The following is a 26,145-nucleotide window of genomic DNA, read 5'->3' on the forward strand; positions in this document are numbered from 1 at the left end:
GGTACTTAAAAAGGAGTGAACAGAAGGAATGAAACTAATATTAAAATACATAAGAAAATATAAACTACTTCTAGTGCTTAATATAATATCAATTTTTGGATTTGCATTAGTCGAATTAGGCATTCCAACAATAATGGCTAGAGTTATTGACATAGGGATAGCTAATAAGGATATAGCATATATAAGGCATATGGGGATTGTAATTGTGGTAATATCTATAGTTGGGTCTATGGGTTCAATATTATTAGGGTATTGTTCTTCAAAAATTTCTACTAGTATGATTAGAGATATAAGAAATGCTATTTTTAGAAAATCTCAGGAATTTTCACATAGTGAATATGATAAGTTTGGAATATCATCAATGATAACTCGAACAACCAATGATGTTTTTCAATTGCAACAATTTACAAATACTCTGTTAAGAACAGCATTACTTACACCGGTTATGTTTATTGTAAGTTTAGTGATGATTCTTAGAACAAGCATACAGTTATCCGCAGTATTAGCAATAACTGTACCATTCATAGTTGGTGGAGTAGTTATTATAGCTAAAAAATCTTATCCAATTTCAGAAAAACAACAGAAAAAATTAGATGGATTAAATAGAATTTCAAGAGAAAATTTAACTGGAACTAGAGTAATCAGGGCGTTTGGGAACGATGATCATGAAAACCAAAGATTTGAAAAGATAAATAATGATTATGCCAGTGTATCTAAAAAGTTATATAAGCTTATGGCAATTCCTCAACCAGCTTTCTTTATCTTGTTGAATTTCGCTGTGCTAGTTATTTTTTGGGTTTCTAGCAAAATGATAAATTTAGGAACATTGCAAGTTGGACAATTGGTAGCATTTATAGAATATTTGTTCCATGCAATGTTCTCTATTATTCTTTTTTCAATGGTGTTTATCATGTATCCCAAAGCACAAATTTCAGCCAATAGAATTCAAGAGATATTAGATGAAGAACCTATTATTAAAAATCCTATAAATGGTATTAAAGATACAGATATTAAGGGTATTGTAGAATTTAATAATGTTACCTTTACGTATCCAGATGGAGAAATCCCAGTATTAAGAGATATATCCTTTACAGCAGTAAAAGGAGAAACAGTAGCATTTATAGGAAGTACAGGCAGTGGTAAAAGTACGTTAATTAATTTAATTCCAAGATTTTATGATGTTACAAACGGTAGCATAAAAATAGATGGAGTAGATGTGAGAGATTATGATTTAAAGGCATTACGTGGAAAAATGGGATTTATACCTCAAAAGACATTGCTGTTTGCTGGCAGTATAGGCACTAACATTAAATTTGGCAAAAATGATGCAGATAAAGAAGAAGTTGAACATTCTGCAAAGGTAGCTCAGGCTTATGATTTTATTAATAGTAAACCTAAAAAATTTGAGGAACTAATAAGTGAAAGCGGATCTAATGTGTCGGGAGGTCAAAAGCAAAGGTTGTCTATTGCAAGAGCATTAGTTAGAAAACCTGAAATTTATATTTTTGATGATAGTTTTTCCGCCCTAGATTTTAAAACAGATGCAATGCTTAGAAAAAGATTAAAGGACGAAACTAGAGATTCCATAGTTTTAATAGTTGCACAGAGGATGGGATCTATACTTGATGCTAATAAAATAATAGTATTAAATGAAGGAGAAATAGTAGGAATAGGAACTCATAAAGAATTACTAAAAACCTGCGAAATCTACCATGAAATTGCATCATCTCAACTTACAAAGGAGGAACTGGAACAATGAAAAAGTTAAAGTATTCTATAAGAAAAATTTCTCCCTTCTTAAAACCATATAGGAAACCATTTATTGCTGCAATTTTATTTATAGTAATCGCTGCAATTTTCACTACTATTGCTCCAAGAATAGAAGGATTAATTACAACTAGTCTTGCCAAAGATGTTATGAATATAGCGAAAGGTACAAATGGAACTTTCGTTAATTTTAATTATATTTTAAGGGTCTTAGTAATATTAGCTTTTATCTATGTATTTGGAGCATTATCCACTTATTTAGCAAGTTTATTATTGGCTAATGCTATTCAAAATACTATGAAAGATTTAAGAAATGCCGTTCAAGGTAAAATCAGAAAATTACCTATAAGTTATTTTGATAAAAATAGCTATGGTAATGTACTGAGCCGTATAACAAATGATATAGATACTATTTCTAATGCACTGCAACAGAGTTTTAGTCAAGTTATAAATACAATATTGGCACTAACTTTAGCCAGTGTTATGATGTTTACAATTAATATAAAACTTGCGCTGTTAGTTATACTTATAGTGCCAATAAGTTATTTTATATCAAAATTTATAGTTAGTAAATCCCAAAACCTATTTAATAAACAGCAAAATGTTTTGGGGAAATTGAACGGTAAGGTGCAAGAAATATATACTGGTTTTAATGAAATAAAATTATATGGAAAGCAAGAAGATGCTATAAAAGATTTTGAAAATATTAATGAAGAACTTTTTAATACTGGATTCAAGGCACAATTCATATCAAGTATAATGTCTCCCCTAGTTTCGTTAGTAACTTATTTGGCAGTTGCAGTCATTGGAATTTTTGGTGCGATATATGTTATAAGTGGGATAATGACAGTTGGTAATCTTCAAGCTTTTATGCGTTATATTTGGCAAATAAATCAACCAATTTCTGAGGTGACACAATTATCTTCTGCAATACAATCAGCCTTTGCAGCAATTGAACGTGTATTTGAAATATTAGATGAAAAGGAAGAGACTCCAGATAAAGTAGATTTTATAAAACTTGAGAATCCACGTGGCAATGTAACTTTTGAGCATGTGAAATTTGGATATAATAAAGAAGAGGTTCTAATTGAAGACTTAAATGCAGAGATAAAAAGTGGTCAGATGGTTGCTATAGTTGGTCCAACAGGAGCAGGTAAAACCACATTAGTGAATTTATTAATGAGATTTTACGATATTCAAGGTGGATCTATAAAAATAGATGGAGTTGATACTAGAGATATGAAACGTGAAGATTTACGTTCTATATTCGGTATGGTTCTTCAGGATACTTGGTTATATAATGGAACAATTCATGATAATATTGAGTATGGTAGATTTGGAGCTAGCAATGAAGAAATTATTGAAGCAGCTAAAATAGCTAACGTACATCACTTTATTAAGACCCTTCCAGATGGATACGGCATGTTCCTAAATGAAGAAGCTTCTAACATATCCCAAGGAGAAAAACAACTTTTGACTATAGCAAGAGCTATAATATCAAATCCAGCAATATTAATATTAGATGAAGCAACTAGTTCAGTTGACACTAGATTAGAAATATTACTTCAGAAAGCTATGAGGAATATAATGAAAGGAAGAACTAGCTTTGTTATTGCACATAGACTTTCAACTATTCGTAATGCAGATTTAATATTGGTTATAGATCAAGGAAATATTATAGAACAAGGAACCCATAATGAGTTAATGAAAAGGAGTGGTTTCTATGAAAAACTCTATAATAGTCAGTTTGGGAGTCAGGTAGCAAATTAAATTAACTTTCTATAGGATTATTATGGCCTTTAAGCTCCAATTGATAAAAAACAAGATTAAGCCACTTTTCAAATTTATAGCCAGCCTTATTTATAGTACCAGAATACTTGAAAATTAACTTTTCATGCATTCTGGTACTTTTATCATTTAAACTATCAATTCCAGCCACTATGGTTGCAAATCCAATGACCTTACTATTTTCTTATATTAATCATTTTTTCTTTTTATATTCATCAACCAGTTTATAGAAAGTATTTCTTTTAAGTTTCAATAACTCCATTGCGCTAGTCCCTGTTAATTCTCTATCCTTATACTTATTATAAATCTCTTCCCAATTCAATGGATAATTTATTTTTTTCCGACCTTTATATTTTCCATTTGCCTTTGCAACGGCAATACCTTTTTTTTGACGTTCTAATAAAGTAGCCTTTTGAAACTCGATAATTGATTCAATCATAGTAAACATAAGTTTACCTGCTGCAGTACTTGTATCTAAATTTTCATTAACACATCTTAAATTAATTCTTTTACTTTCTAACTGTTCACCTATGTCAAGTAGTTCATTAGTTGACCTGGCGAGTCTACTAAAATCCAATACGTAAATTGTATCTCCGGGCCTTATAAAGTCAATCATTGCAGTTAATTGCGGGCGTATTTCGACTGTAGTTGATTTTTCATTGAACCATTTTTCTATGTTGTAAGTTTTAAGCTCTGAAAATTGTCTGTCGTCACTTTGCTGATTTGAACTTACCCTGGTATAAGCAATGTTCATATAAACAACCCCTTTTATTATATTAACTCTATATTCGTCTTATATTTTACTATATATTAACATATTTTCCGTTTAAAGTATACCATAAAGGACAATTGTTTGGTAATTTACATATAATTACAAACAAACATTTTTAACTAATTTATCCCGTGTTGGTTTGTAATATACTTCAAACAAACACACAAACAAAAGAAAAGGTAATCATGTCGAACAAATTTCAACATGATTACCTTAAATAGAGATAAGTAGAGCAATATCTTCTTTATTTATAATAAATATTTGTTATATATTCTGCAGCATCATCAAGCTTTCCTATATCTTCAAGAAGTTGAAGAATACCATATCTATTACGCATATCTTTTGCAGCAATAAAGCTTTTCCTAAATATTTCTTTATCAAAACCCAAGTCGTTAGGATTCCACACTGCACCTGCTTTTTTCAAAGTTTTAATTATTTGCTCAGGTTCTGGTACAAATACATCACAAATGTTTTTTATAGCATTCCACTTAGACACTATCTTTTGCATAGTAACTTCTCTTTCACTCTCATTAAAATTAATATTATCTTGCTTAAATTCAATAATATTTGTTGCACTTATAGTAAATACATCTGTTATATTTTGCATCCACTCGTTTTTATCGAGGTGTAAATAGTCACCATTTTTAAGTATTTCATTAAGATCTATATCTTTTGCATATTTATATGCATAAGCTACAATTCCAACACCAACACCTACAGTATTACCGTGAAGCCAGTTTGTATTATTCCCACTATTCATAAACATCATCTCAAAACAATGTGACATATAATGTTCTCCACCAGAGGCCGGTCTTGAAGCTCCAACCATGCCAATAGCAATCCCGGATAAAATTAATGCTTCAGTTATATTTTCTACAGTTTTAGAATCTCTGCTTGTAACTCCGCCTGAAGCCTGCTCACACTTTTTCAAAGTACTAAGGACTAGTTTTTCAACCTCAGGACAGAAATATTCACCATTTAAAATGTTTGCGACATGCCAATCGGCTAAGGCTGTATATTTACCTAAGATATCTCCAAGGCCTGCCTGAAGCATCTGCATAGGAGCTCTCCTCATAATATCAATATCACAAACAATTGCGAGTGGATAGGCTGCATCATAAGTAACTTTTACACCATCATGGATAAGTGGAGAAACTACTGAGGCATAACCATCCATTGATGGTGCTGTCCCTACAATTACATATGGAATACCAATCTTATAACTAAGGAACCTTGAAATATCATTAATAGTGCCAGATCCTACTGCAATTATAATTGACGTATCTTTTGGAATTTCTAGTATCAATTTACCAAAAGATAATTCATTAGGATGTAAGTGTTCTTCCTTAAATATATATTTACTTACTTTAAACTTGTTTTTTAATAAATCTTCTACTTTTTTACCTGCAACATCATAAGTATGAATATCTTCTATAATAAAGACTTTCTTGCCTTCATAACGTTTGATTACGATTGGTAACTGACTTATAACACCACTTCCAACCTTTATAGTTTCTATCCCTACACTATGATTTTTGCCACATGAGCACATGTAATTAAGACCAGTCATTTCCTCTATACTTAGAGTTTCTAAATCTATCATAAATTTTTTCTCCTTAAATTTTATTTATTCTTCGATTACCTTTTTAAAAATCACTATTTTTAGTATTTATTATGTTTATAAGTTTGTTTTTTTTATTTATAGAAATAATCTTTTCTCTCACTAGTATACTACCAAAATCTTTTCCATAAAAACCATTTTGTTTTTTTATTGGATAAGGCTAAGATTATATTGACAAATAGGATTAATCAATTTAAAATGAACTATGTTCATATGAGTTTTATAATCTATTTTAGAGGGTGTTATATTTGTCAAGGATAATTGAAAATCCAGAGCAGCTTATATTAAGTAAAGCAAAAGAAATTCTATACAATGAGGGATACAGGAAATTTAGTATGAGAAATTTGTCCGCCAAATGTGGTATTGCACTTGGTACTATATATAATTATTATTCAACTAAAGAGAAACTTATTATTGAAATGATGACTGATTATTGGAAAGAAAACTTCTATGTACTTGAAGATATATTGAATTCGAATGATACATTATATATTAAGTTAAATGAAATATTTAATAAACTAAGCATTTTTATTAAAACTTTTAAAGAGGTATGGCTTAAACCGGAACTTTACGAAAATCCTGACTGCATTAAAAAAAGCTTAGAAAAACAAAATATTTATATAGAAAAATTAGTAATTATGATAGAAAAAATTTTATTAAAAGAAGAAGAAAATAATAAAATTAAGCTTAGATTAGATTCTTATGAAACAGCTAAATTTATATTAATGAACTATATTACAATGGTTCAGATGCCTCTCTTTAAGTATTCATCCTTTGAAATGATTCTTAAAGAATTACTTTAATCAATATATCGATTTTTTAAAATAATGATTAAAGTAATTTTTTAGTTTGAAATGAACAATGTTCATATTAAGTTAAATTATAACAAACTATAATTTAGGAGGTACTCTTATGTTAATTTGTGCAATTATTTCTATTACACTAGCACTTGTATTTTATACAATCGGTGTATGGAGTGAAAAAAAGCAAGGTGAATTAAAAAAATGGCATTTGTTGATTTTTTACTTAGGGCTAGTATTTGATACTTTAGGAACAACACTTATGAGTAAAATTGTTAATGAGGGTTTTCAAATTAACTTCCACGGTATAACAGGTTTATTAGCAATACTTTTAATGCTTTTACATGCTCTTTGGGCAACAATTGTTTTAATTAAGAATGATGAAAAAGCTAAGATTAATTTCCATAAATTTAGTATTATTGTATGGATTATTTGGCTAATACCTTTTATTTCAGGCGCAATTTTTGGCGTTTCTCACTAAAATTGGATTTTATAAAATTAAGAAGCGCTATAGTTAGCTCTTCTTAATTTTTATTCCCCTTCATTATGAGGACACTTCCTTTCAATTTCTAATGTATTGTGAAGAGAATAAATTAACTAATTACACGATATGATTACTGTTTATCTATTTAAGTGTGCGATAACTTTGGAAACATAAATTGATTATTCGCAAGTAACAGTGTATCTTCCCCTAGAGCAAATAAAGTACCCTCTCCTTCTACTGGCTTAATCAAATAAGAATCAGTTTCTTTTGGTGTAAAATAAAGTTTTTCCCTTTTTATGTTTTCATCTACCAAATAATCAAGCATTTTATCTAACAAAATATCTTCTTTGCAAAAGACATTTAGTACTTCTATTGTATCCCCAACAAAATTTGCAATTATAACTGCATCATAATCTTGAATATAATAAACACTGTCAGTCATATCCAAAGTACAATAAAACATAATCAATTCCGCATTACCACACATAGAAATTTTAGCTAATGAAGAAGGAACATTTGCTTTATCATACACTAATGCTCTGTCACATTTATTAGTCATATCTAATTTTTTTACAAGTCCATTTTTATCATGTTTACTTATAAATTTTGTACATTGATATTGGTTTAATGTAGTAAACCCAAATTTCGGGTAAAAATTGAGTACTGAGTCATTCGCAAATAAATAAAGTAAATCACATTTATCTTTCCATTCTTCAATGATCTTTTCCATGATTACTCTACCAAGTCCCTTATTTCTATAAGCAACATCAGTCATCACTGTTCCTAATTGAATATAACGTTTTGATTTCCCCAAAACCTCAAAGTTCATTATGTTTACTGACACATTAGAAACAACAACGTCCCCATCCATGAGTGAAAAAGGTAAAAATTGATTTTTCCAGTATCCGTATTGATACCACTGTTCAAAATCAAATCCAAATGTCTTCTTAGTTAAAGCGTTAAAACTTATTCTAAATTTATCATCTTCACCAGTTCCGATAATAAATTTATACTTTTTACCATTAATTTTTATATATTCCATAATTCAAACTCCTTTGGTAATATAACCTAATTTATTCAGTAATTCTAAAATTCAACATTCAAAAGTCTAGTGTTACTAATATATCCGCAACTTTCCAATGTATTTTTAGAATTATAATTATGGTACCAGCATCCTGTTAGTGGCTTAAATCCATTTTCATGACAAATATCCCTTAAATGCAAAATGATACTTCTTCCAACTCCCTTTTGGCGATACTTTGCAACTGTAAACATACCCGTAGCTTTATACTCCGTAAAAATATTGCAATCTTCTATTATACCAAAGCCTAAAATTTCATCATTTTTTTCTAATATATAAATTTTATTTTGTAAAGAACTGTATTGAAATGTATCAAAAAAATTATCTGATAGTTCTTTTATAGCAGGTGTATCTATTTCTGTAGCTACTCTTAAAAGATTCCTATTATACATTGGTGGTTTTATTTCATACATCGAATTTTTGTTTTCATCAAAAAAATAGGCCTGCATATTTACTCTTTTATGAAAATCCAGTGATAATGATAATAAAAGTTCATCGCAAGTTGGTACGAAAGCACCTTTAACATGATATTGCTCTAATATATCTTTGAAGATACTTTGAGCATATTTCATCGCACTAATATCTACATAAAATTGTGTAAGAAGTCTGTCTTCATAAATTGCAAAATATCCTTTGTTATTATTATCAATATATATTGAATATAAATCTGATTTTAAAATATGAGATTCTAGGAAATTATCATAAATCCCACTTAAACTATTAAAATATTTAAAAAACATAGCTTTATTTTCGTTAAATGAAGTTTTTATAAATTTATACTCCAATTTATTCCTCCTGATTACTTATAATTTTTTATATCTTTATTATTGAATTTTTACAGCTTTAATTAATAAAAAATTTGGTTTATGGATATCTTTTTTCATGTTCGGTATAAGTTCTAAAGCTTCCTTGTCTGGTAATGGTTCAAGCATTGTTTCTATTTTAAATCCCGTTTCGATTAGAGTGTTTATAATTTCAGAAAACGGTCTATGATATTTTATTACACCTTCAACAAACCATTTCACACTACGTTCACCACTTTCCATATAGTCAGAAAGATTATAAAACAAAGGTTTTTTATTTTCATCTAATGTCCATATTGGACCTTGTTTTGGAGCTGTGGTAAGCGGATGCTCTTGTGAATAAATAAGCAAGCCATTATCTTTTAGTAAATAATTTATGTCTCTAAGTAATTTACTAAAAGATTTAACATAATGAAAGGCAAGGGAACTATAAACTATATCAAACTTCTCCTCTATTGTGTTTATATCATTCATATCAAGATGTATGTATTCAATATTTTCAAAGGCATTATCAACTTTTGCAATTGATAGCATTTTTTCTGAGATATCAACACCTATAACCCTTACAGCTCCCCTATTTAAAAAATCAACGCAATTTTCTCCAAAACCACAACCTAAATCAAGTACAGTTTTTCCGGCCATATCAGGGAGCAAACTTTGCATTGCAGGTTTTTCCTGAATATTGTTGTAATTAATTTTGTTATCTCGAAGCTTCCTGTATCCTTCAAAGAAAATTTCGTTATCATATATATTTTGAACATTAGACATAAAATCCACTCCTCTAAAAGTATTAAATAAGATTTAGTAACCTATAAATACATTATATACCATAGATCTATATTCTACCATTTAGAAATTGCCGTTAAGTATATTTATAAAAAAATAAGTCTACAATCATTTTAATTTAATGATTGTAAACTTATTTTATTGAGCGTCTATCCTAAACAAGTACTCAATATATTACTTTGAAGCTTATAATTGTTGACCTGCTACTTATGATTCTACTTTAACTTCTATATCAGCTATTATAGGCAAATCTTTATTTATCTTAGCATAAACATTAAGTATATAGTCTTTGTCTACATAGTAATCTTTAGTGTCTTCGGAAGGAGCATCATATCTTAAATCTCTTAAAACTCTTGAAACAATACTAACTAATCCTCTAGCACCCATCTTTTCTTCAATAGCTATATCAGCAATTGCTTCAAAGCAATTATTGTTAAACTCAAGATTTTTACCCAAATAAGCAAATATCTTTCTATACTGTTCGAATACACTAGTATCAAGCTTAAGTACCTCAATAAGATTATCTCTTGATAATGGATCTAAATTTGATAATACTTGAAATCTACCAAGTAACTCTGGAATTAATCCAAACTCCTGCAAATCTTTTTTAATTATGTTTGATCTAAGATACTTTGTATATTCATAATCTTTTTCATAATTCTTTACAGTTGATTCTACATTGTCAGTTACATTAAAACCTAATTTTCTTACAATTCCTGGCTTAGTAAACTGTTTTAGCCTATTATTCGGACTGAATTTAAGACGATTTTCTACAATAGTTTCAATACCATCAAAAGATCCACCTGCAATAAATAAAATATTAGTTGTATTTACCTCAATCATTTTACTTGTGGGATTTTTACGACCGCCCCCTTCTGGTACTCTAACAATACTACCTTCAACCATCTTAAGTAAACCTTGCTGAACTCCTTCACCTGATACATCTCTTGTAATAGTCATGGTTTCACCCTTTTTGGCTATCTTATCAAGTTCATCAATAAATATAATTCCTTTCTGAGCAAGTTCAATATCGCCCTCTGCCCTTACCAAAAGTGAGTATATCATACTCTCAATATCATCACCAACATATCCAGCCTCGGTCAAACTTGTAGCATCACCAATAACAAATGGTACTTGGGCGATATCTGATAATTTTTTGGCTAGTAAAGTTTTTCCAGTACCTGTTGGGCCAGTTAGTAATATATTATGCTTTTCTAAATCTATACCAGTTGCAATCCTTATCATATGATTATGTAATTCTATAGATAACTCTATTTTAGCCCCTTCTTGGCCTATTATAGACTGATCTAATAGTCCTTTTATCATTTTTGGTGTTATTGTTATCCTTGTTTCTTCTGATGTTATATTTTCGTAAACTTCCTCTTCTTGCTGTGGGTTTATTGCTATACTACGTTTATTTAACATTTAATGCACCATCCTTTTAAACTTGCTATTTTTTCTAAAGTTACTTTTCATCACTTTCATAGTATTCAGATATTTAGGAAGTGATTGATTATTTTTCTTATTCTGTACGTTACTTGTGGCAAATAAATCACGGTAGACTTCTTCACTTATAGGCTATCTAACATCAATTCTATTTATATAGCATCTAATAAGTTTAACATAGACTAATAAGAAAGACTTAAATATGTAGCTAATATAATAAAATTGTATTCTATCTAGATAGTATTTACAATTAAAATAGTTCTTTAAATAGAAAAAAGAACCTAATTATCGAATTTATTTCATTAAAGCTTTTTATCTTAAGCAAAAATCCCAAAAACACAGGTGCAATAACCTGTGCAATTCTATATGACTATCCCATCACAATGGTCTACTTCATGTTGAATAATTTGAGCAATCCATCCGGAGTATTTTCCCTTTCGCTTCTTAAATTCCGAATCAAAATACTCTACTTCTATCTCTTTGAATCTATTAGTTTTTCTAACACCTATAAGTGAAAGGCATCCTTCTTCTGTTTCATATTGACCCGATTTATTAACTATCACAGGGTTAATCATCGGAACGTCCATATCACCCATACTGATCACAATAATTCTTTTTTTGACACCAATCATATTAGCTGCCATTCCTACACAGCCTTCTTTATTTGCTTTAAGCGTATCGAGCAAATCCTGTAACACCTGAACATCTGCTTTTGTAGCAAGTTCTGATTTTTGATTAAGAAAGAATATGTCTTTCATAATTGATTTAACCATATGTTATACCCCTTTAATATTTGTCTTTTTTATTATGTCCTGTTCTATAACTGCTGACATATTAATGTGAGCAATAGAGCGTTTACCAAACATCATCCCAATAGACAACAGACTAAACGCCATAAAGAAATAAATCTTTTGAATCTTCTTCAGTTCCTCCAGGGGCCTGCATCACACCATCAAGTGTTATAAACGATAGAACAATTATTTTTCTCATACATCTCCCTTCATATAATTTCTGATTATTATAAACAACACGTCATATGTAGAAATCAATCCACATGTCCTTTGCGAGGAAATTATGACTATTAATATTATTATAATTCTAAAGACTTGTAATATCAATGTCTTTACTTTCTTAAGCTTTGAATAATTCATTATCGCTAAATTGTGCACACCCCTACCTTTAAAATCCATATTTATGCTTTTACGCTTAAATCAGTATTTTATTATTTGTCATTAGATGTGCTAATACTATATTTATATAGGTAAATCTATTGCTTTAGAATACTTGTATAAATCGTCTATATATTCATTAAAGTTTTCCATTCCTTTTTTATATTTAGTAAAATAATAATTATCATCTGCATTTTTATATGCTATAACATAATCTTCAAAACTCTTTTTATATTCTTTGCTTGGCATAGATAAAAATAAATTTTTCATACGATGCACTCCTTTTTCATACTTTTACTTTCAAGAGTTAAATCAGATTATTTAGCAAGTCCGACATATATATTTGTTGTTCTTTAGAGAAAAGACATCTTTATAAAACATTATTTTTCAAGTATATGTATAGACATAATACCCATAACTACTTTTAAAACATTCTAACAATTAGTGATAACAAATATGACAACTGTCAGTTGCTATATAAGCATCATAATAAGCATATTCATCAATCTTTCTTAAAACAGCTCCTTCTTTATCTCGGATATTAAAATAGAATAAACACATTGGTCATATTTACTATCATTAATCCAATAATGCTCTCTTAACCTTCCCTCTAATCTAAATTTATACTTCTCCAAAAGTCTTAGTGAAGGAATATTATTTGAGGCTGTAGTAGCGTATAACTTGTTTAAATTATAATCACTATCGGAAAATGAGAGGTCTATAAACTGTTCTAATATAATGCTGCCTAACCCCTTGTTTCTATTTTGGTTAGGTAAATAATAGCCAAATTCAGCACTATGATTTCTTGGATTATAATCAAATAATTTAATTTTACCCAAAGGGACACTATTATTATCTCTTTTTACTAATATATAAGTTTTTTCTTTTATACTATCAATCGAATCCATCATTTTATTAACGTATTCATCATATGATTTTTGTGATCTTAATGGTCGACATGTAAATTGTTTAAAATGTTTTTCTGCAATATTCCAGTTATATAATTCTCTCAAATATTCCTTTGACAATAAAATTAGCTGATAATTTTCATGAAAATTATTCATTTAACACCCTCCGGTACTTATAATATCCTATTAAACCATTAATATATTTACTTAATTAAACTATTGTCTTAATATTAACCTTTCATTTATTAATGTTTCCATAGTTTCACCTTATAGAGTCTTAATTTCTTTAATCTGATATTCTCCATTTCGTAAATCTAATTTAAATAGTCCGCCTGGGACAGATTTTACTACGTTGATGTCTGCTCCACAGCAAGTTGGTTGATTATCTACTAATGTCTTTAACACAGCACCATGTGTTACAATTAATATATTTACATCAGAGTATATGCTATCGTAGTAATTTAAGCCTTGTAATGCTCTAGAAAAAACAGTTTTTTCCGGTTCCATTTCAGGGACGTCTAAATTGGGAAACTTAAATTTAATCTCTTCTCCTAACAAACCTTCCGCTAAACCAAAAAATCTCTCGATAAATAATTCATCAATTATTATTTCTCCCTTGTAACCAATACTATTTGAAAAAATCAATGCACTCTCATTGGCACGAGATAGAGGGCTAGATACAATATAATTAATATCACCAATACTTCTTTTGAACATAAAAGCAACTTGTTCAATCTTCTTTTTCCCTGTTTCATTTAGTGGGATATCTGTGTGTCCTTGACACCTATCTATAGTATTCCAATCTGTTTCGCCATGTCTTAGTAAAAAAATACTCACAAAACCATCTCCTCGTTTTAGTCTGGAAATAATATTTGCACAAACCACTATATTTTTCCTCTTTTAGAATTCTTCACTGATAGTTTTAACATCTCACCTTTCTTAAATCAATAATATTTCATTGTTGCAACAGGATTAAGTACTATATAGATTATTTCCGTTTTCATGGATTATAAATTTTTAATGCTTCCAGTCTTTTTGCTCGCTCAAATGCTTTATGTAAAAACTCTTTAGCAGATAAATCCTCATAATCCCAATTCATAGACTCTATTGCAGTCGCACCAGAATAACCCGTTTCCGCGATTTTTTTCATGGCTGTGGACCAATCAATCGTGCCGTCAAAGGGTAAACCATGTTGGGCATGACTTCCGTTATTATCATGTAAATGTACTGCCATCACCCGGGAACCGTACATGGATAATAAATCATAGCCTGGATAGTAGTGGTAGTGATGTCCGCAGTCATAACAGAATCCGATACGCAGGGAATCCACTTGCTTCAGCACATATGCCAAATTTGCAAGGTTCCGCAAATTCTCCAGTGCAACATTGACACCAAGCTGTTCAGCTTTTTCAGTGATTCTTTTGATTCTATCCAGTCCCAATGCGTTATATGGATTGTCTTCGTTAGGCAGGTGCACCACCATTGTCGGAATTTCAAATTCGGCGCAATCTGCAATACATTGCAAATAGCAATCCGTTAAAGCTTCACCGTCAAGATTGTCAATCCAGAGGTTGTTCTCATTTTGGACTGGTGTGTGGATGTTTTCTATAAAAAGACCCGCTTCTCGTGCAATTTGTGGCCCGTTGCGGTAATCCTTCTGACCAAAGCAGTCACGACCAAAGCCATCACTCCACCATAATAAAACACCATCAAATCCGGCTTCTTTTATTAACCGATAACGTTCCTTTATTGGCAATTCATAGCCAAACCAATCATAAATGGTAATCATAATACACTTCCTTTCTTGCTTTTTTTGTCATAGCTTTTATATTCAACATTATTTGTCATGAGGTGCTGTTTTTTGTACATTTATCTAGAATAACTATAGTTATAAGTATTGGAATAATTATAATAACAATTTATACTAAGGTTGTATCAAGATTAGCATAAATATTTACTTTTATAATCCTTCGCAATAGTGTATGAATTTACACACTTCTTACACTTTTACCTAATATCCTTCATTTTTAAGGTTTGACACAATCTCTACATACTTTTCTATAACATCAAATCCCTTATAATCATCTCTTCTTAAATCAATAATGTCTCCATGAGAGATTCCACGCCTATTCTTACTTCTAAGCACACCTTTAAATTCTCCCCATTTAGCAGAATTAATAGATACTAAGCCATCATTTTCCCCTTCTGTTAACTTAACTAGAATATAAGGAATAGTTACTACATAATCACTAAACATATTTTTTACTACCGTTGCATAACTTTGATAATACACTCCATTTACGTCTACTACCTCTTCATTGAACTTTTTACTATGATGAGTTGTAAATTGACTACTTGCAGTATAAAAGTCAGGATTTTTATCACCCAAGACCCTATAGTATTTGTCAAATAATTTTGCAATACCCTTGTAAAGTTTATCAGGCATATTACTAACAACATCAACGAACTTACATCCTCTATGAGGGGATGACACCATTGTTAGTGAAGCAACATAGTTTCCCATATCTAACTTACTAATCATGTAACGTGCATCAAGTCCTCCTTTTGAGTGTGCAATAATATTTACCTTTTCAGCTCCTGTTTCTTTAATGATTTCAAGGATCTTTTCTTTAATATCCAAAGCATTATACTCAACTGTTCCCCAAGCTTCTTGATTCCCGTAATAAACCGTTGCCCCATTACGAATCAATTCCTTAGGTATTCTTCCCCAATAATTAATATATTTTAAATCTCTAAATCCAACACCGTGAACTAGTACAAGAGGATATTTTGTTTTACATACCTCTGAATCAACACGTGCCTCATTATTAATTACTTTATAACACTCATGATCATATTCTATTTTTGCAATATGACAAGCATACAACATTATAAAAATATTTATGATTGGAATAAAGACCATAACGGCTACAATGTAACGTTTTACTATACTTAATCTTCGTGAAGTACATAATATTCGCAACATTCCATTTGTAAGTAAAGTAATAGTAGTCAACACCATAATAATAGTGTCTATTACAAAAATATTTTTAGGAATAACAATGCCTTGCGTTGATTTAAAACCAATTAGGTAAATTAAGACTTGAATAAATGCTACATACAGACCATAGAGAACAAGACGTTTGCCACCTATCATTACCTTTAGTCTAATGTTAACAATTTGATTTTTAGTATTTGGAACTATGTTTACTTTTAACCAAATAAAAAAAACAAAAAGAATTATTTGAATTAAAATAATCCGTTTGCATATAACTTGATCTTGTCCAAATTTAGTGCGCTCGCTAAAAAAAAACCCTAACAAAAAAACATGAGGTGCAAAAATTAAATATATGCTCATGAACTTTTTATTGAGTATGTGTACCTTCTTACTAATATCTAAGCATATAATGCTAATTATTAGTATTGCTAAGACAAATATTGTTATAAATAACACCGTTTAAGCCACCTTTAGTCAATAATTTTGGTAATTAATCACTTGATTTCCTGTATATTTATATTATACCATTAAACTAATAGCCTAAATTCCCAATTAATTCAAATATTGAACTAAAATGTGCTCACTTTATTTGTAAGGTTGATTTTAGTTCATAAGATTAACCTCTCCTTAATATCTTATTAAACCATTAATATATTTACTTAATTAAATCATTTAAAATGTAAAATATATACAAACGGTTAATGTCATGAAAAAAGAATGTCGCGTTATAAGTTTTCTATAGATTATGTTTATTTGTAGAGGTTAATAGCTATTTAACTGAGATAAATAAACCGCATTCTTTTTGAATATTGATTGCACCATGTTTTTTTCTTATATCTTCAAAATAATCAAATAATTTATAAAGGTCATTTTCTGAATAACTCGCTATAGATATAGTAGATTTTATCCAATCAACTAAATCTTGTGTTTCTGTAATTGATAATGAATCTTCAAAATCTATCCTTTTCACATCTGAAAAATGGTCACTTAGTATTTCATATCCATTTTGGAGATTAAAAGAAAATTCCTGTGTGAATGATTTGGAAGCGGGATTAAAATGCTTTAGTGCATTATGCAAAAAGGGTCGCATTCCACCATTACCATTAGTAGTTGAATAGAACTTACCGCCAGGTTTAAGCACACGGTTTACTTCAGATAATGATTTTGACAAGTCAGGAATATGGTATAGCATATGATTAGCAATAACAACGTCAAAAGTTTCATTTGGAAAAGTAATGTTCTGTATATCAATTTGTTGAAATGAAGTATTGTCGTATTTAGAATAATTTTTTCTAACTATATCTACCATACCGTTAGAAAAATCAGATAGTGTCAAACTACAACCTTTAGGTAGATTTTCAATCTGATGTTGCCATTGTCCACCATTTCCACAACCAAGTTCTAATATGCGGCAGTTATCAGAAAACTCGTATTTATCAAATAACCAAGACACAAATCCTTGTTTATTTGTACTATGCTTTAAATGCAAATTAGTTCTTATAGACAAATTTTTATCATCAGAATATTGTTGTTTTACATTTTCGGTTTTATTCATAACAGACATTTCAGCTACCTCCCATAATATAAACAATCTTAATTAACAATATTATACAATTATTCATATATCGCACAATTACGATACTCATAATCCACATTTCTTATAAATTTCAGTAATACAAGGACTTTTAGTTTCGCAATAATTATCAATATCTGTAGGATACCTTAGTGCTGATTGTAATTTAATTGCACTATATTTCTCCCTGTCTTCCTTATGTGTTCTCAAATAATTTCTAAAAGTAATGTGCCTTTTTAACTCAACTGAATTTCGTGGGCAAACATACAAATGATGAGTCATAAAATCATGCTTTTCAATATAATCAAACACTTCTCTATTTCTTATTCCTAAATCGCCTTCATGATAATACCCTAATTTTTCAAGACAAGATTTAACATCATCAAATTTATCATTGTTTTCAATAATAACATCAATATCTATAATTGGTTTAGCGAATAACCCTTCTACCGAAGTGCTTCCTACATGTTCAATTGCAATAATATTGTTTTCAAGTGCTTTTTCTAAATACAACTTTATTTTTATAAATTCATTATTCCAATTAGAATCATATGGAACAACAATTACTTTTAGTGTTTTCATTTTCTTACCCCCAAATAGATAATAGTGATGCATACATCCTTCTCTATAAAATTAAAATTCTACAAAGGGATATAAATACCTTTGTAGATATTTTGCAAATCACATCCATATAATCAAAATTCGTTATTTGAATAGGTGCTTTACCTTGATTTAAGTTTATTAAACCATTCAACTGTTTCCCTTTTGTGCTCTGGTGGTATTTTATTGCTCACTTGCTTATGTAACCAACCTAAAGTCTTATTGTTTAAATAAATTCTCATCTGTTCTTCCGCTTCTAGCATGACAACTTTTATCAAGCAAGGACATTTTGTATATGCATCAGGCAAATTTTTTTTATCTAACAAAATCTCATTTTGCCTAATTTCTGCACACTGAAATAACGGACTGTTTCCTTCTACTGCCTGAACTATGTCCCAAAATGTTATACTTTCAGGATCACGTACTAACTCATATCCACCATTAACACCTATAATTGATCTTACAATGCCTGCTTTTCTTAATTTCGTATATACCTTTGATAAATAAGTTTCTGATACTCCTTGAAATGCTGCTAAGTCTTTAATTCCAACTGCTGTCCCTGCTGGAATATCTATCATATATAATAAACAATGTAATGCATACTCTACGCCTATGGAAAATTGCATTGTAATCCCGCCTCCTAAATAAAAAGATAATCGTCTCATATTACTTTATTATTTTTTAGTAGTCAATAAACTTTATTCAATTATTGTTGACTTTTAAAATTTGTCACTATATAATAAAGGCAGACAATACGTATCTGTATTATCTATATTATACATCACTTAGTAAAATTAAAGGAGGAAAAATTAATGTTAAATGAAAAATTGCTTGAGGTTATTTCACATGAGGGAGTTGTAGCTATCGTTACTTGTAGTAACAAGGAATCACATGTAGCTAATACTTGGAACTCTTATATTAATGCTACTGAGGATGGTAGGTTATTAATACCTGCTGCTGGAATGATAAAAACCCAAAAGAACATAGAAGAAAACGATAAAATTAAAGTTACAATAGGCAGTAAAGAAGTTATGGGATATAGGACACTAGGAACTGGTTTCTTAATCGAAGGATCTGCAAAATTTGTTAAATCAGGTGCAGACTTTGATATGATGAAAGAAAAATTTTCTTTTCTAAATAGAGTTTTAGAAATAACAGTTACATCTGCAAAACAAACAATTTAGAAACTATATTTTTAATAAATGGTTCTTTCATAAAGGATCTAATAATGTTTATTGACTTAAATTTAAATTAGTTAAAAAATAAAATACAAAACCACTTAAAATGAAACTTAATAAAAAAGGAACCGTTATCTAAAAGATCGGTTCCTTTACATTACGTTTCTATTATCCTACTTTTACAACAGGTACTGTTGTGTCTGTTTTTTTACATATTTGTTTTTGAAAAAAGTAGAGCCCATTTATATAATAAGCATTATAAATGTCTATTATATAAATAAGCTCAAGGAACTAGCAATAAATCTTATACTATTTTCTGCTTACTTCTTTGTACTTCTTTGTACTTTTCTTGCTTTTCTGCAATCTGGGCATCTTTTAGGTTCATTTTCGAATCCTTTTTCTTTATAGAATTCTTGTTCACCCTCAGTAAATATGAATTCTTTACCACAATTACTACAAACTAAAGTCTTATCTGCCATTACAAAATTGCCTCCAATTTAATTATGTTAACACTGTTATATATTATGTCGTATGGCAATATTTTGTACCATAAATAATCAAAAAAGTAATTAACTTCTATACCTCTTTTTTAGAAATAATCCTAGTACCATCTTTACCAACAATTATGACTTTAGTAACTACATTTGTAAATAGAGAGGTATCAATTACTCCGCAAATATTTTTTAAACTATTTTCAAGATTGTAAATATCCTTAACATTTTCAAAAAATACATCCATTAACAAGTTTCCATTATCACTTATTGTAAATCCATCTTTTGCAGAACTATTTCTAATAGTTGGCTTTCCTCCTAATTCCTTAACAACTTTTTCAACATATTTTAATGAGTCTTGCAGAATTTCAAGTACAACAGGATGTTTAAATGTTAATGTCTTTACAATTTTAGTATCATCTACAAGAAGTATATAGTCCTGAGACATACTAGCAATTAACTTTTCTTTAGTATGTATTCCTCCACCACTTTTCAATGCATTTAATTCTTCATCAACTTCGTCACATCCATCAAAAGCCACAGCTATTTTATCCACACAGCAAGTATGTAGAACCTCTAGACCATTTTTTATGCATAACATTTTTGTTTTAACAGATGGTGTAACCACCTTTACCTTAAGTCCTTTATCTTCTCTTATATAATCTATCAAGTAAGATATAGTACTTCCTCCACCTAGGCCTATTATTGTGTTGCTTTTTATATATTTCAGAGCTTCTTTAGCACAGTCTTTCTTTAAATCGTCATTAATCAATTTCATTTTTCTCCTTTTTCAGTTATAAAATATAATTTAACATTGAGCTTTTATAAGAAATTTTATTTCTCGGATTGTATGATTATATTAATATAATCTTATCTCTTTGTCAATACTATTGGATACGGTGGATTTGAATCATATCCATAAAGTATTTTCCTGCTGCCATAATCAAATTGAAAAATAATAATGTCTAATTACCCTTAAACTAACTAGTATCAAAATCAATATTTCAAGAAATATAGTTTCTTGATAATATTATTGACAAAATTAAATCGTCACAGTATAGTAAGGGTAGAAATAAAAAATTAAATCATGTAGGATAAGTAGCACTAATATTTTACTTAATATTGCAAAGGAGATAAATATGGAAAATAGAAAAACAGCACTAGATATAATTTTTTCTGGATACGACAACTTTTTTGAAGCAGAAAAGAAGATTGCAAATTATATTATGAACAACCAAGAAAAAGTTATAGAAATGACCATTGCAGAGTTATCGGCAGCAAGTGGTGCCAGCGAAGCAACTATCTCTAGATTTTGTAAAAAATGCAATATGAAAGGTTTTCATCATTTGAAAATAAGTCTTGCGAAAGAGATTGTTGAATCGAAGGATGGTGCTATACCAGTATCCAATGACATTGACGAACATAATATTAGCCAGTCTTTGCAGAATATCTTAGCTAATAAGATTGAAGAACTTAGGCAGACCATTTCTATGATAAATGAGAAAAAATTCAAAGAAATATTAGACTTACTTAAAAATGCAAAATCTGTTCAATTCGTAGCAGTTGGTAATACTATTCCGGTTGCTCTAGATGGAACTTTTAAGTTTAACCAAATTGGAATTTTGGCAGTATCAAATACTATCTGGGAAACTCAATTAGCATATACTTATAATTTAACAAAAAATGATATAGTAATTGTAATATCTAACTCTGGAGCTTCTAAAAGGCTAATGACTATAATTGAGGTAGCTAATCAGCAGGGAGCAACTACCATCGCTATTACTAATAATGATTTGTCACCAATTGCTAAGGCTAGCGACTATCATATTACAACAGCAACAAGAGAAAAATTATTTATGGATGAGTATTGTTTTTCTAGAGTATCTGCTTCTATGGTTATTGAAATTTTGTATTTATTCTTAACTGTAGGTAAAGATCATGTATATCAAAATATCAGTAGGTACGAACTGTCTACTGCTGATGATAAAATATAGAAAGAAGGAAATAAAATGAAAAAGTATAATTGGGCTATTTTAGGAACAGGGAATATCGGTAGAGAAATGGCAACTGCCTTAAATGAAGTAAATGGCGAGATTTATGCAGTATGTAACCCTAACGTAGAAAAATTAAAGGCATTTGCAGATAAATTTCATATAGCAAATATTTATAATGACTATGACGAGATGATTAAGGATCCTAAAATTGATATCGTATATATTGCTACACCACATAATCTACATTATGAATACATATTAAAATCAATAAAAAATGGGAAACATGTTTTTTGCGAAAAAGCAATTACAGTAAATGCAAAACAGTTAGATGAAGTCGTTGTTATTGCTAAAGAAAAAAACTTAGTCATTGTAGAAGGCATGACCATGTTCCATATGCCCCTATATAAAAAATTAAGAGAAATTGTTAAATCAGGAGCTATAGGTAAAGTAAAAATGGTGCAGGTTAACTTCGGAAGCTGTAAAGAATATGATGTAAACAATCGTTTTTTCAGTAAGGAATTAGCAGGTGGAGCATTATTAGATATTGGTGTTTATGCAACCTCATTTGCAAGATACTTTATGGAGAGCAAACCAAATGTAATTCTTACTACAGCAAAATATTTTGAAACCGGAGTAGATGAACAATCTGGTATTATTATGAAAAATGATTGCGATCAAATGGCAGTTATGGCTTTAACTATGAGAGCGAAACAACCCAAAAGAGGTGTAGTCGCAGGTGAATTAGGATATATTGAAGTAAACAATTATCCAAGGGCTGATAAAGCTACCATTTTCTACTCGGAAGATGGTAGAACAGAAGAACTTAATTTAGGAGAAACAGCAAAAGCTCTTAACTATGAAGTAACAGATATGCAAGAATATATTACAAATAATACTGGTGATGATCAACTTGCGTTAACAGTTGATGTTACTCACTTACTAAGTGAAATAAGAAATCAATGGGGGTTCGTATATCCTTTCGAATAGAATTTTATTTATTTTTAGTTAACCCCAAGTCAATCATAAATTATTATCAAAAGAATCTCCCTACTCTCTATTCTGAGAGTAGGGAGATCATAATTCTGCTGCAAGTTGAAAACATTTGATTCGATCAATGTCCGCTAAATGAAAATCTGAACAGTGCAATTGTATATTTATTAAGTTATATCATTGAACCCATTTCATAAAGCCTACTGTGAAAGGTAAATGTTTATACTTTCTTGTGCCTGTATGTATAAATCCTAAACTACTGTACCAATTCCTTAATTTTGTATTTTCTTCAATTAATCCAATAGTAATTTTATTACTTCCTATTCCTCTGACTGTATCTATTGCAAAAATAATCATTTCTCTGCCATAACCTTTATGACGATATTCTACCAATACAGCAATATTATTCAGTTCAAAACTCCCACCATCATTTTTGCTAAGCGAAAAATAACCTACAATTATACCATTATCCAGATAAGCAAACATTAATCGACCTCCATCATACTGTTTATATAACTTTTCAGCCTTCATAAAACTTGCATTTCCAGGGCAATTCTCTTTTGTAAGATTAAATTGTTGTGCTACCGTTTCAAAACTTTTTCTAATTACTTCTACACATACTTTAATCTCATCTCTTTCTATCTGCCTTATCATTTTTATCGGCTCCTTAACACACATTACTTGTTATAAAACGTATCTCTACATAATTCAATAAACATTCACAATTTTCCTTTATATTTTGTAGAAAAAAGTAGAAACCCCCTATACATTACTAAGAAATTTCTACACTAATTTCTTAGTAATTAGCTCTTCGTTCCCGTTTTCCAATACCACTTTGGAAATGATATAGAAAATGCTATTAGTAAAGGTCCTGAAATATTGGAATATGCCATGCTTATTGCATAGTATGAACTCATAGATATGGAATGTAATAGTATCATCCTTAAAACTGCTTGACTTATATTTAAAATTCCCCAAGCACAAGTAAGTATCCTCCAAGCTGATTTATATTTCGGCTTTCTTCGAAACTCCTCAGATACATTTTTTAAAAAGCTTTGTTCTACTATTATCTGAACTAATGATCTTTCGAAAAATAAAGAAACAAAGAAGATTAAAGCATATAGCCAATCCTGAACTATAGGAGCTACTAAATAAAATGTAGGATTTTTTGAAACTATAGTACCTATCAATCCAATTGCTGAAAAGATTCCAGCCATGGCTGCAAGAGCATTAATTTTATGCTCTTTAATAAAATCAATTAAAACTACACCTATACACCACAATCCAGATAGTATTACTCCAGTAAGAGTCATTTTAAATTTATCAAAAGCTGAGAATATTATAACTGGAATAATAGCACTTACGACAAATTCCTTATTAAATATATTTTTTAATAATGACTGATTTTTATTTGTATTATTAGATGATTGTTTCATGATTAAACCTCCTTTTCATTATTTTAGCCTCTATTTGCGGCTTTTACATAAGTCTCAGGATCGAGTACATTTTTATCTAATATAATTTGTGTCTCAGTTTTTATATATCCCTGTTGAACTATTTCTTCTCCTGCATTCTCTAATGCTGAGAAAAATGGCATATACAAATTCTTTAGCATGTCATTAGTATTAATAGCCTTTAGTACTCCACCTTGTGCACATAGAATACTCCCTGCTAGATTTCCTTTTGTCATAACCTTGAAAGTCTCCAATAAACCTGAAAAATTAGTACTGTTAGGAAACCCGCAATTTGAAATTAAAATAGATTTGGTAGGAATTTCTCTTTTAACACGTCTTGGATGGGAGTAATTTTCACCAAGCTTAACTATTTCACTATTATTTAATGGCAGCATACGATCCATAAAATCTTTCATGATTCCTGTAACGGTGAAGTAGTATAACGGAGTAGCATATACGATTATGTCTGCTTCTGATACTTTAACTAACAAACCTTCCATATCATCTTTATATATGCATATTCCAGGAGTTTTAGTCCAGCATGAAAAACATCCACTGCAATGTTTTATATTTTTATCCTTAAGATAAACTGTTTCTATCTCTGCACCAGCTTTTTTGCAGCCCTTAAGAAATTGTTTTAAAATAACCTCAGTATTTCCTTTCTCCCCTCGTGGGCTTCCATTTAAAGCTAAAATTTTCATAAAAATCCTCCTATCATACAATTTTATAAATCCTTTGTTTCTTCTAAAATTTTCAAGGTTTCCTCACACCACTTTATATTTGCTTCAGCGCCATATCTCCCATAGCTAAGTGTAGTAATCCATAATAGTAGATTCTTTTTATCTATTTTATGCTTGTTAGACTTTAATTCATTCTCAACTTTTGAATACTGAATAAGTTCTTTTTCACTTTCCTCTTTTATTTGTTGAAGTTTTTCAATAATATTTTCTACAGGTATGTCTCTAGCCAAAAATATCTTTAACAACAGTTCAGATCTACCCGGTGCACGCTCTACTGGAAGCATCAGCCATATTTCCAATTCTTTCCTACCTTTTTCAGTAATAGAATATACATTTTTGGCTGGTCTTCCTTCTGTTTGCTCTACTTGCTTTGTTATCACTTCATCCTGTTCCATTGTTTTTAACACAGGGTATATATGTCCATAATTTTCATTCCAAAAATAACCTATTGAAGAATCGCAAAACTTTTTAATATCATATCCTGAACCTGACATTAAACTAAGCACTCCCAGAAGAGCATATTTAGTTTTATTTGTTTTTGCCAATTTAACCTCGCCTCTTTCCTTTATATATCACTGTGATATATTATATTCATATTATATCAGTGTGATACACAAAGTCAATACTATTTTACACATTATTTCAATATTATAGGTCATAGCAATATACATATTCATATATTAAGCATGAAGGGGTGGTATT

At 29.7% G+C, this 26,145-nt stretch carries 29 protein-coding genes; 7 read left to right on the forward strand and 22 right to left on the reverse strand.

Going from position 1 to position 26,145, the window contains the following annotated elements; all coding sequences use genetic code 11:
- Nucleotides 1-28 precede the first annotated feature (28 nt).
- Both LL038_RS06255 and LL038_RS06260 read left to right on the forward strand, forming a co-directional pair.
- Complete coding sequence (locus LL038_RS06255; RefSeq protein WP_216125981.1) at nt 29-1,759, forward strand: ABC transporter ATP-binding protein; 1,731 nt, start codon at nt 29-31, stop codon at nt 1,757-1,759.
- Nucleotides 1,756-3,537, forward strand: coding sequence for an ABC transporter ATP-binding protein (locus LL038_RS06260; protein WP_216125982.1), 1,782 nt, complete (start codon nt 1,756-1,758; stop codon nt 3,535-3,537). Before LL038_RS06255 ends, LL038_RS06260 begins: the two co-directional genes overlap by 4 nt.
- A 1-nt stretch (nt 3,538) precedes the next feature.
- On the opposite strand, the gene LL038_RS06265 is transcribed toward LL038_RS06260, so the two are convergent.
- The 3 genes from LL038_RS06265 to LL038_RS06275 form a co-directional block, all read right to left on the reverse strand.
- Nucleotides 3,539-3,706, reverse strand: a complete 168-nt coding sequence (locus LL038_RS06265) for a GNAT family N-acetyltransferase (protein ID WP_216125983.1) — start codon at nt 3,704-3,706, stop codon at nt 3,539-3,541.
- Nucleotides 3,707-3,748: 42 nt separating this feature from the next.
- Nucleotides 3,749-4,309: a recombinase family protein gene (locus tag LL038_RS06270; RefSeq protein WP_216125984.1), complete on the reverse strand. Its 561-nt coding sequence runs from the start codon at nt 4,307-4,309 to the stop codon at nt 3,749-3,751.
- 262 nt (nt 4,310-4,571) lie between these two features.
- On the reverse strand, nt 4,572-5,930 hold the full coding sequence (locus LL038_RS06275; protein ID WP_216125985.1) for a sn-glycerol-1-phosphate dehydrogenase: 1,359 nt from the start codon (nt 5,928-5,930) through the stop codon (nt 4,572-4,574).
- Between the two features lie 266 nt (nt 5,931-6,196).
- Here LL038_RS06275 and LL038_RS06280 point away from each other — a divergent pair, with 266 nt between their 5' ends.
- Entirely contained in the window at nt 6,197-6,751 is a 555-nt protein-coding gene (locus LL038_RS06280) for a TetR/AcrR family transcriptional regulator (RefSeq protein WP_216125986.1), read from the forward strand.
- Nucleotides 6,752-6,860: 109 nt separating this feature from the next.
- A complete protein-coding gene (locus LL038_RS06285; RefSeq protein ID WP_216125988.1) occupies nt 6,861-7,229 on the forward strand; it encodes an HsmA family protein in 369 nt (122 codons plus the stop codon).
- A 148-nt stretch (nt 7,230-7,377) separates the two neighbouring features.
- Here the strand turns inward: LL038_RS06285 and LL038_RS06290 are convergent, their stop codons facing one another.
- The 13 genes from LL038_RS06290 to LL038_RS06350 all read right to left on the reverse strand — a co-directional run bounded on the left by LL038_RS06290 (nt 7,378) and on the right by LL038_RS06350 (nt 19,222).
- Nucleotides 7,378-8,274 carry a GNAT family N-acetyltransferase gene (locus LL038_RS06290; protein ID WP_216125990.1) on the reverse strand — a complete coding sequence of 299 codons (897 nt, stop codon included), beginning with the start codon at nt 8,272-8,274 and terminating at the stop codon, nt 7,378-7,380.
- A 44-nt stretch (nt 8,275-8,318) separates the two neighbouring features.
- The gene (locus tag LL038_RS06295; protein WP_216125992.1) at nt 8,319-9,098 is read right to left on the reverse strand and encodes a GNAT family N-acetyltransferase; all 780 of its coding nucleotides are present in this window, start codon (nt 9,096-9,098) and stop codon (nt 8,319-8,321) included.
- A 39-nt stretch (nt 9,099-9,137) separates the two neighbouring features.
- On the reverse strand, nt 9,138-9,884 hold the full coding sequence (locus LL038_RS06300; RefSeq protein WP_216125994.1) for a class I SAM-dependent methyltransferase: 747 nt from the start codon (nt 9,882-9,884) through the stop codon (nt 9,138-9,140).
- Nucleotides 9,885-10,109: 225 nt separating this feature from the next.
- Entirely contained in the window at nt 10,110-11,327 is a 1,218-nt protein-coding gene (gene clpX / locus LL038_RS06305) for an ATP-dependent Clp protease ATP-binding subunit ClpX (protein ID WP_216125995.1), read from the reverse strand.
- Nucleotides 11,328-11,710: 383 nt separating this feature from the next.
- On the reverse strand, nt 11,711-12,121 hold the full coding sequence (locus LL038_RS06310) for a peptide deformylase (RefSeq protein ID WP_216125997.1): 411 nt from the start codon (nt 12,119-12,121) through the stop codon (nt 11,711-11,713).
- Nucleotides 12,122-12,601: 480 nt separating this feature from the next.
- Nucleotides 12,602-12,787 carry a hypothetical protein gene (locus LL038_RS06315; RefSeq protein ID WP_216126000.1) on the reverse strand — a complete coding sequence of 62 codons (186 nt, stop codon included), beginning with the start codon at nt 12,785-12,787 and terminating at the stop codon, nt 12,602-12,604.
- A gap of 242 nt (nt 12,788-13,029) precedes the next feature.
- Nucleotides 13,030-13,581, reverse strand: coding sequence for a GNAT family N-acetyltransferase (locus tag LL038_RS06320; protein WP_216126002.1), 552 nt, complete (start codon nt 13,579-13,581; stop codon nt 13,030-13,032).
- A gap of 111 nt (nt 13,582-13,692) precedes the next feature.
- Nucleotides 13,693-14,262: a histidine phosphatase family protein gene (locus LL038_RS06325; protein ID WP_216126003.1), complete on the reverse strand. Its 570-nt coding sequence runs from the start codon at nt 14,260-14,262 to the stop codon at nt 13,693-13,695.
- 163 nt (nt 14,263-14,425) lie between these two features.
- Entirely contained in the window at nt 14,426-15,214 is a 789-nt protein-coding gene (locus LL038_RS06330) for a sugar phosphate isomerase/epimerase family protein (RefSeq protein ID WP_216126004.1), read from the reverse strand.
- Nucleotides 15,215-15,436: 222 nt separating this feature from the next.
- Nucleotides 15,437-16,879: an esterase/lipase family protein gene (locus LL038_RS06335; RefSeq protein WP_216126005.1), complete on the reverse strand. Its 1,443-nt coding sequence runs from the start codon at nt 16,877-16,879 to the stop codon at nt 15,437-15,439.
- 313 nt (nt 16,880-17,192) lie between these two features.
- A complete protein-coding gene (locus LL038_RS06340; protein ID WP_268056008.1) occupies nt 17,193-17,987 on the reverse strand; it encodes a class I SAM-dependent methyltransferase in 795 nt (264 codons plus the stop codon).
- A gap of 78 nt (nt 17,988-18,065) precedes the next feature.
- Nucleotides 18,066-18,578 (reverse strand): GrpB family protein, encoded by a 513-nt coding sequence (locus tag LL038_RS06345; protein ID WP_216126007.1) that lies wholly within the window; start codon nt 18,576-18,578, stop codon nt 18,066-18,068.
- Nucleotides 18,579-18,718: 140 nt separating this feature from the next.
- Nucleotides 18,719-19,222: an RrF2 family transcriptional regulator gene (locus tag LL038_RS06350; protein ID WP_216126009.1), complete on the reverse strand. Its 504-nt coding sequence runs from the start codon at nt 19,220-19,222 to the stop codon at nt 18,719-18,721.
- Nucleotides 19,223-19,408: 186 nt separating this feature from the next.
- On the opposite strand from LL038_RS06350, the gene LL038_RS06355 reads away from it, so the two are divergent.
- On the forward strand, nt 19,409-19,780 hold the full coding sequence (locus LL038_RS06355) for a pyridoxamine 5'-phosphate oxidase family protein (RefSeq protein WP_216126012.1): 372 nt from the start codon (nt 19,409-19,411) through the stop codon (nt 19,778-19,780).
- A 314-nt stretch (nt 19,781-20,094) separates the two neighbouring features.
- Here LL038_RS06355 and LL038_RS06360 read toward each other — a convergent pair whose 3' ends face one another.
- Together LL038_RS06360 and rpiA are read right to left on the reverse strand one after the other, a co-directional pair.
- Nucleotides 20,095-20,253 carry a zinc-ribbon domain-containing protein gene (locus LL038_RS06360; RefSeq protein ID WP_216126014.1) on the reverse strand — a complete coding sequence of 53 codons (159 nt, stop codon included), beginning with the start codon at nt 20,251-20,253 and terminating at the stop codon, nt 20,095-20,097.
- 97 nt (nt 20,254-20,350) lie between these two features.
- A complete protein-coding gene (gene rpiA, locus LL038_RS06365; protein ID WP_216126015.1) occupies nt 20,351-21,037 on the reverse strand; it encodes a ribose 5-phosphate isomerase A in 687 nt (228 codons plus the stop codon).
- A gap of 367 nt (nt 21,038-21,404) precedes the next feature.
- On the opposite strand from rpiA, the gene LL038_RS06370 reads away from it, so the two are divergent.
- Nucleotides 21,405-22,259, forward strand: a complete 855-nt coding sequence (locus LL038_RS06370) for a MurR/RpiR family transcriptional regulator (RefSeq protein WP_216126016.1) — start codon at nt 21,405-21,407, stop codon at nt 22,257-22,259.
- Between the two features lie 15 nt (nt 22,260-22,274).
- A complete protein-coding gene (locus LL038_RS06375; RefSeq protein WP_216126017.1) occupies nt 22,275-23,246 on the forward strand; it encodes a Gfo/Idh/MocA family protein in 972 nt (323 codons plus the stop codon).
- 180 nt (nt 23,247-23,426) lie between these two features.
- Here the strand turns inward: LL038_RS06375 and LL038_RS06380 are convergent, their stop codons facing one another.
- The 4 genes from LL038_RS06380 to LL038_RS06395 form a co-directional block, all read right to left on the reverse strand.
- A complete protein-coding gene (locus LL038_RS06380) occupies nt 23,427-23,903 on the reverse strand; it encodes a GNAT family N-acetyltransferase (RefSeq protein WP_216126018.1) in 477 nt (158 codons plus the stop codon).
- Between the two features lie 149 nt (nt 23,904-24,052).
- Nucleotides 24,053-24,685: a septation protein IspZ gene (locus LL038_RS06385; protein WP_216126019.1), complete on the reverse strand. Its 633-nt coding sequence runs from the start codon at nt 24,683-24,685 to the stop codon at nt 24,053-24,055.
- 23 nt (nt 24,686-24,708) lie between these two features.
- The gene (locus tag LL038_RS06390; RefSeq protein WP_216126023.1) at nt 24,709-25,404 is read right to left on the reverse strand and encodes a flavodoxin family protein; all 696 of its coding nucleotides are present in this window, start codon (nt 25,402-25,404) and stop codon (nt 24,709-24,711) included.
- A gap of 23 nt (nt 25,405-25,427) precedes the next feature.
- On the reverse strand, nt 25,428-25,988 hold the full coding sequence (locus LL038_RS06395; RefSeq protein WP_216126026.1) for a PadR family transcriptional regulator: 561 nt from the start codon (nt 25,986-25,988) through the stop codon (nt 25,428-25,430).
- Between the last annotated feature and the right edge of the window lie 157 nt (nt 25,989-26,145).

It is taken from the genome of Clostridium estertheticum, assembly GCF_026650985.1.
Classification (GTDB): Bacteria; Bacillota; Clostridia; order Clostridiales; family Clostridiaceae; genus Clostridium_AD; species Clostridium_AD estertheticum_C.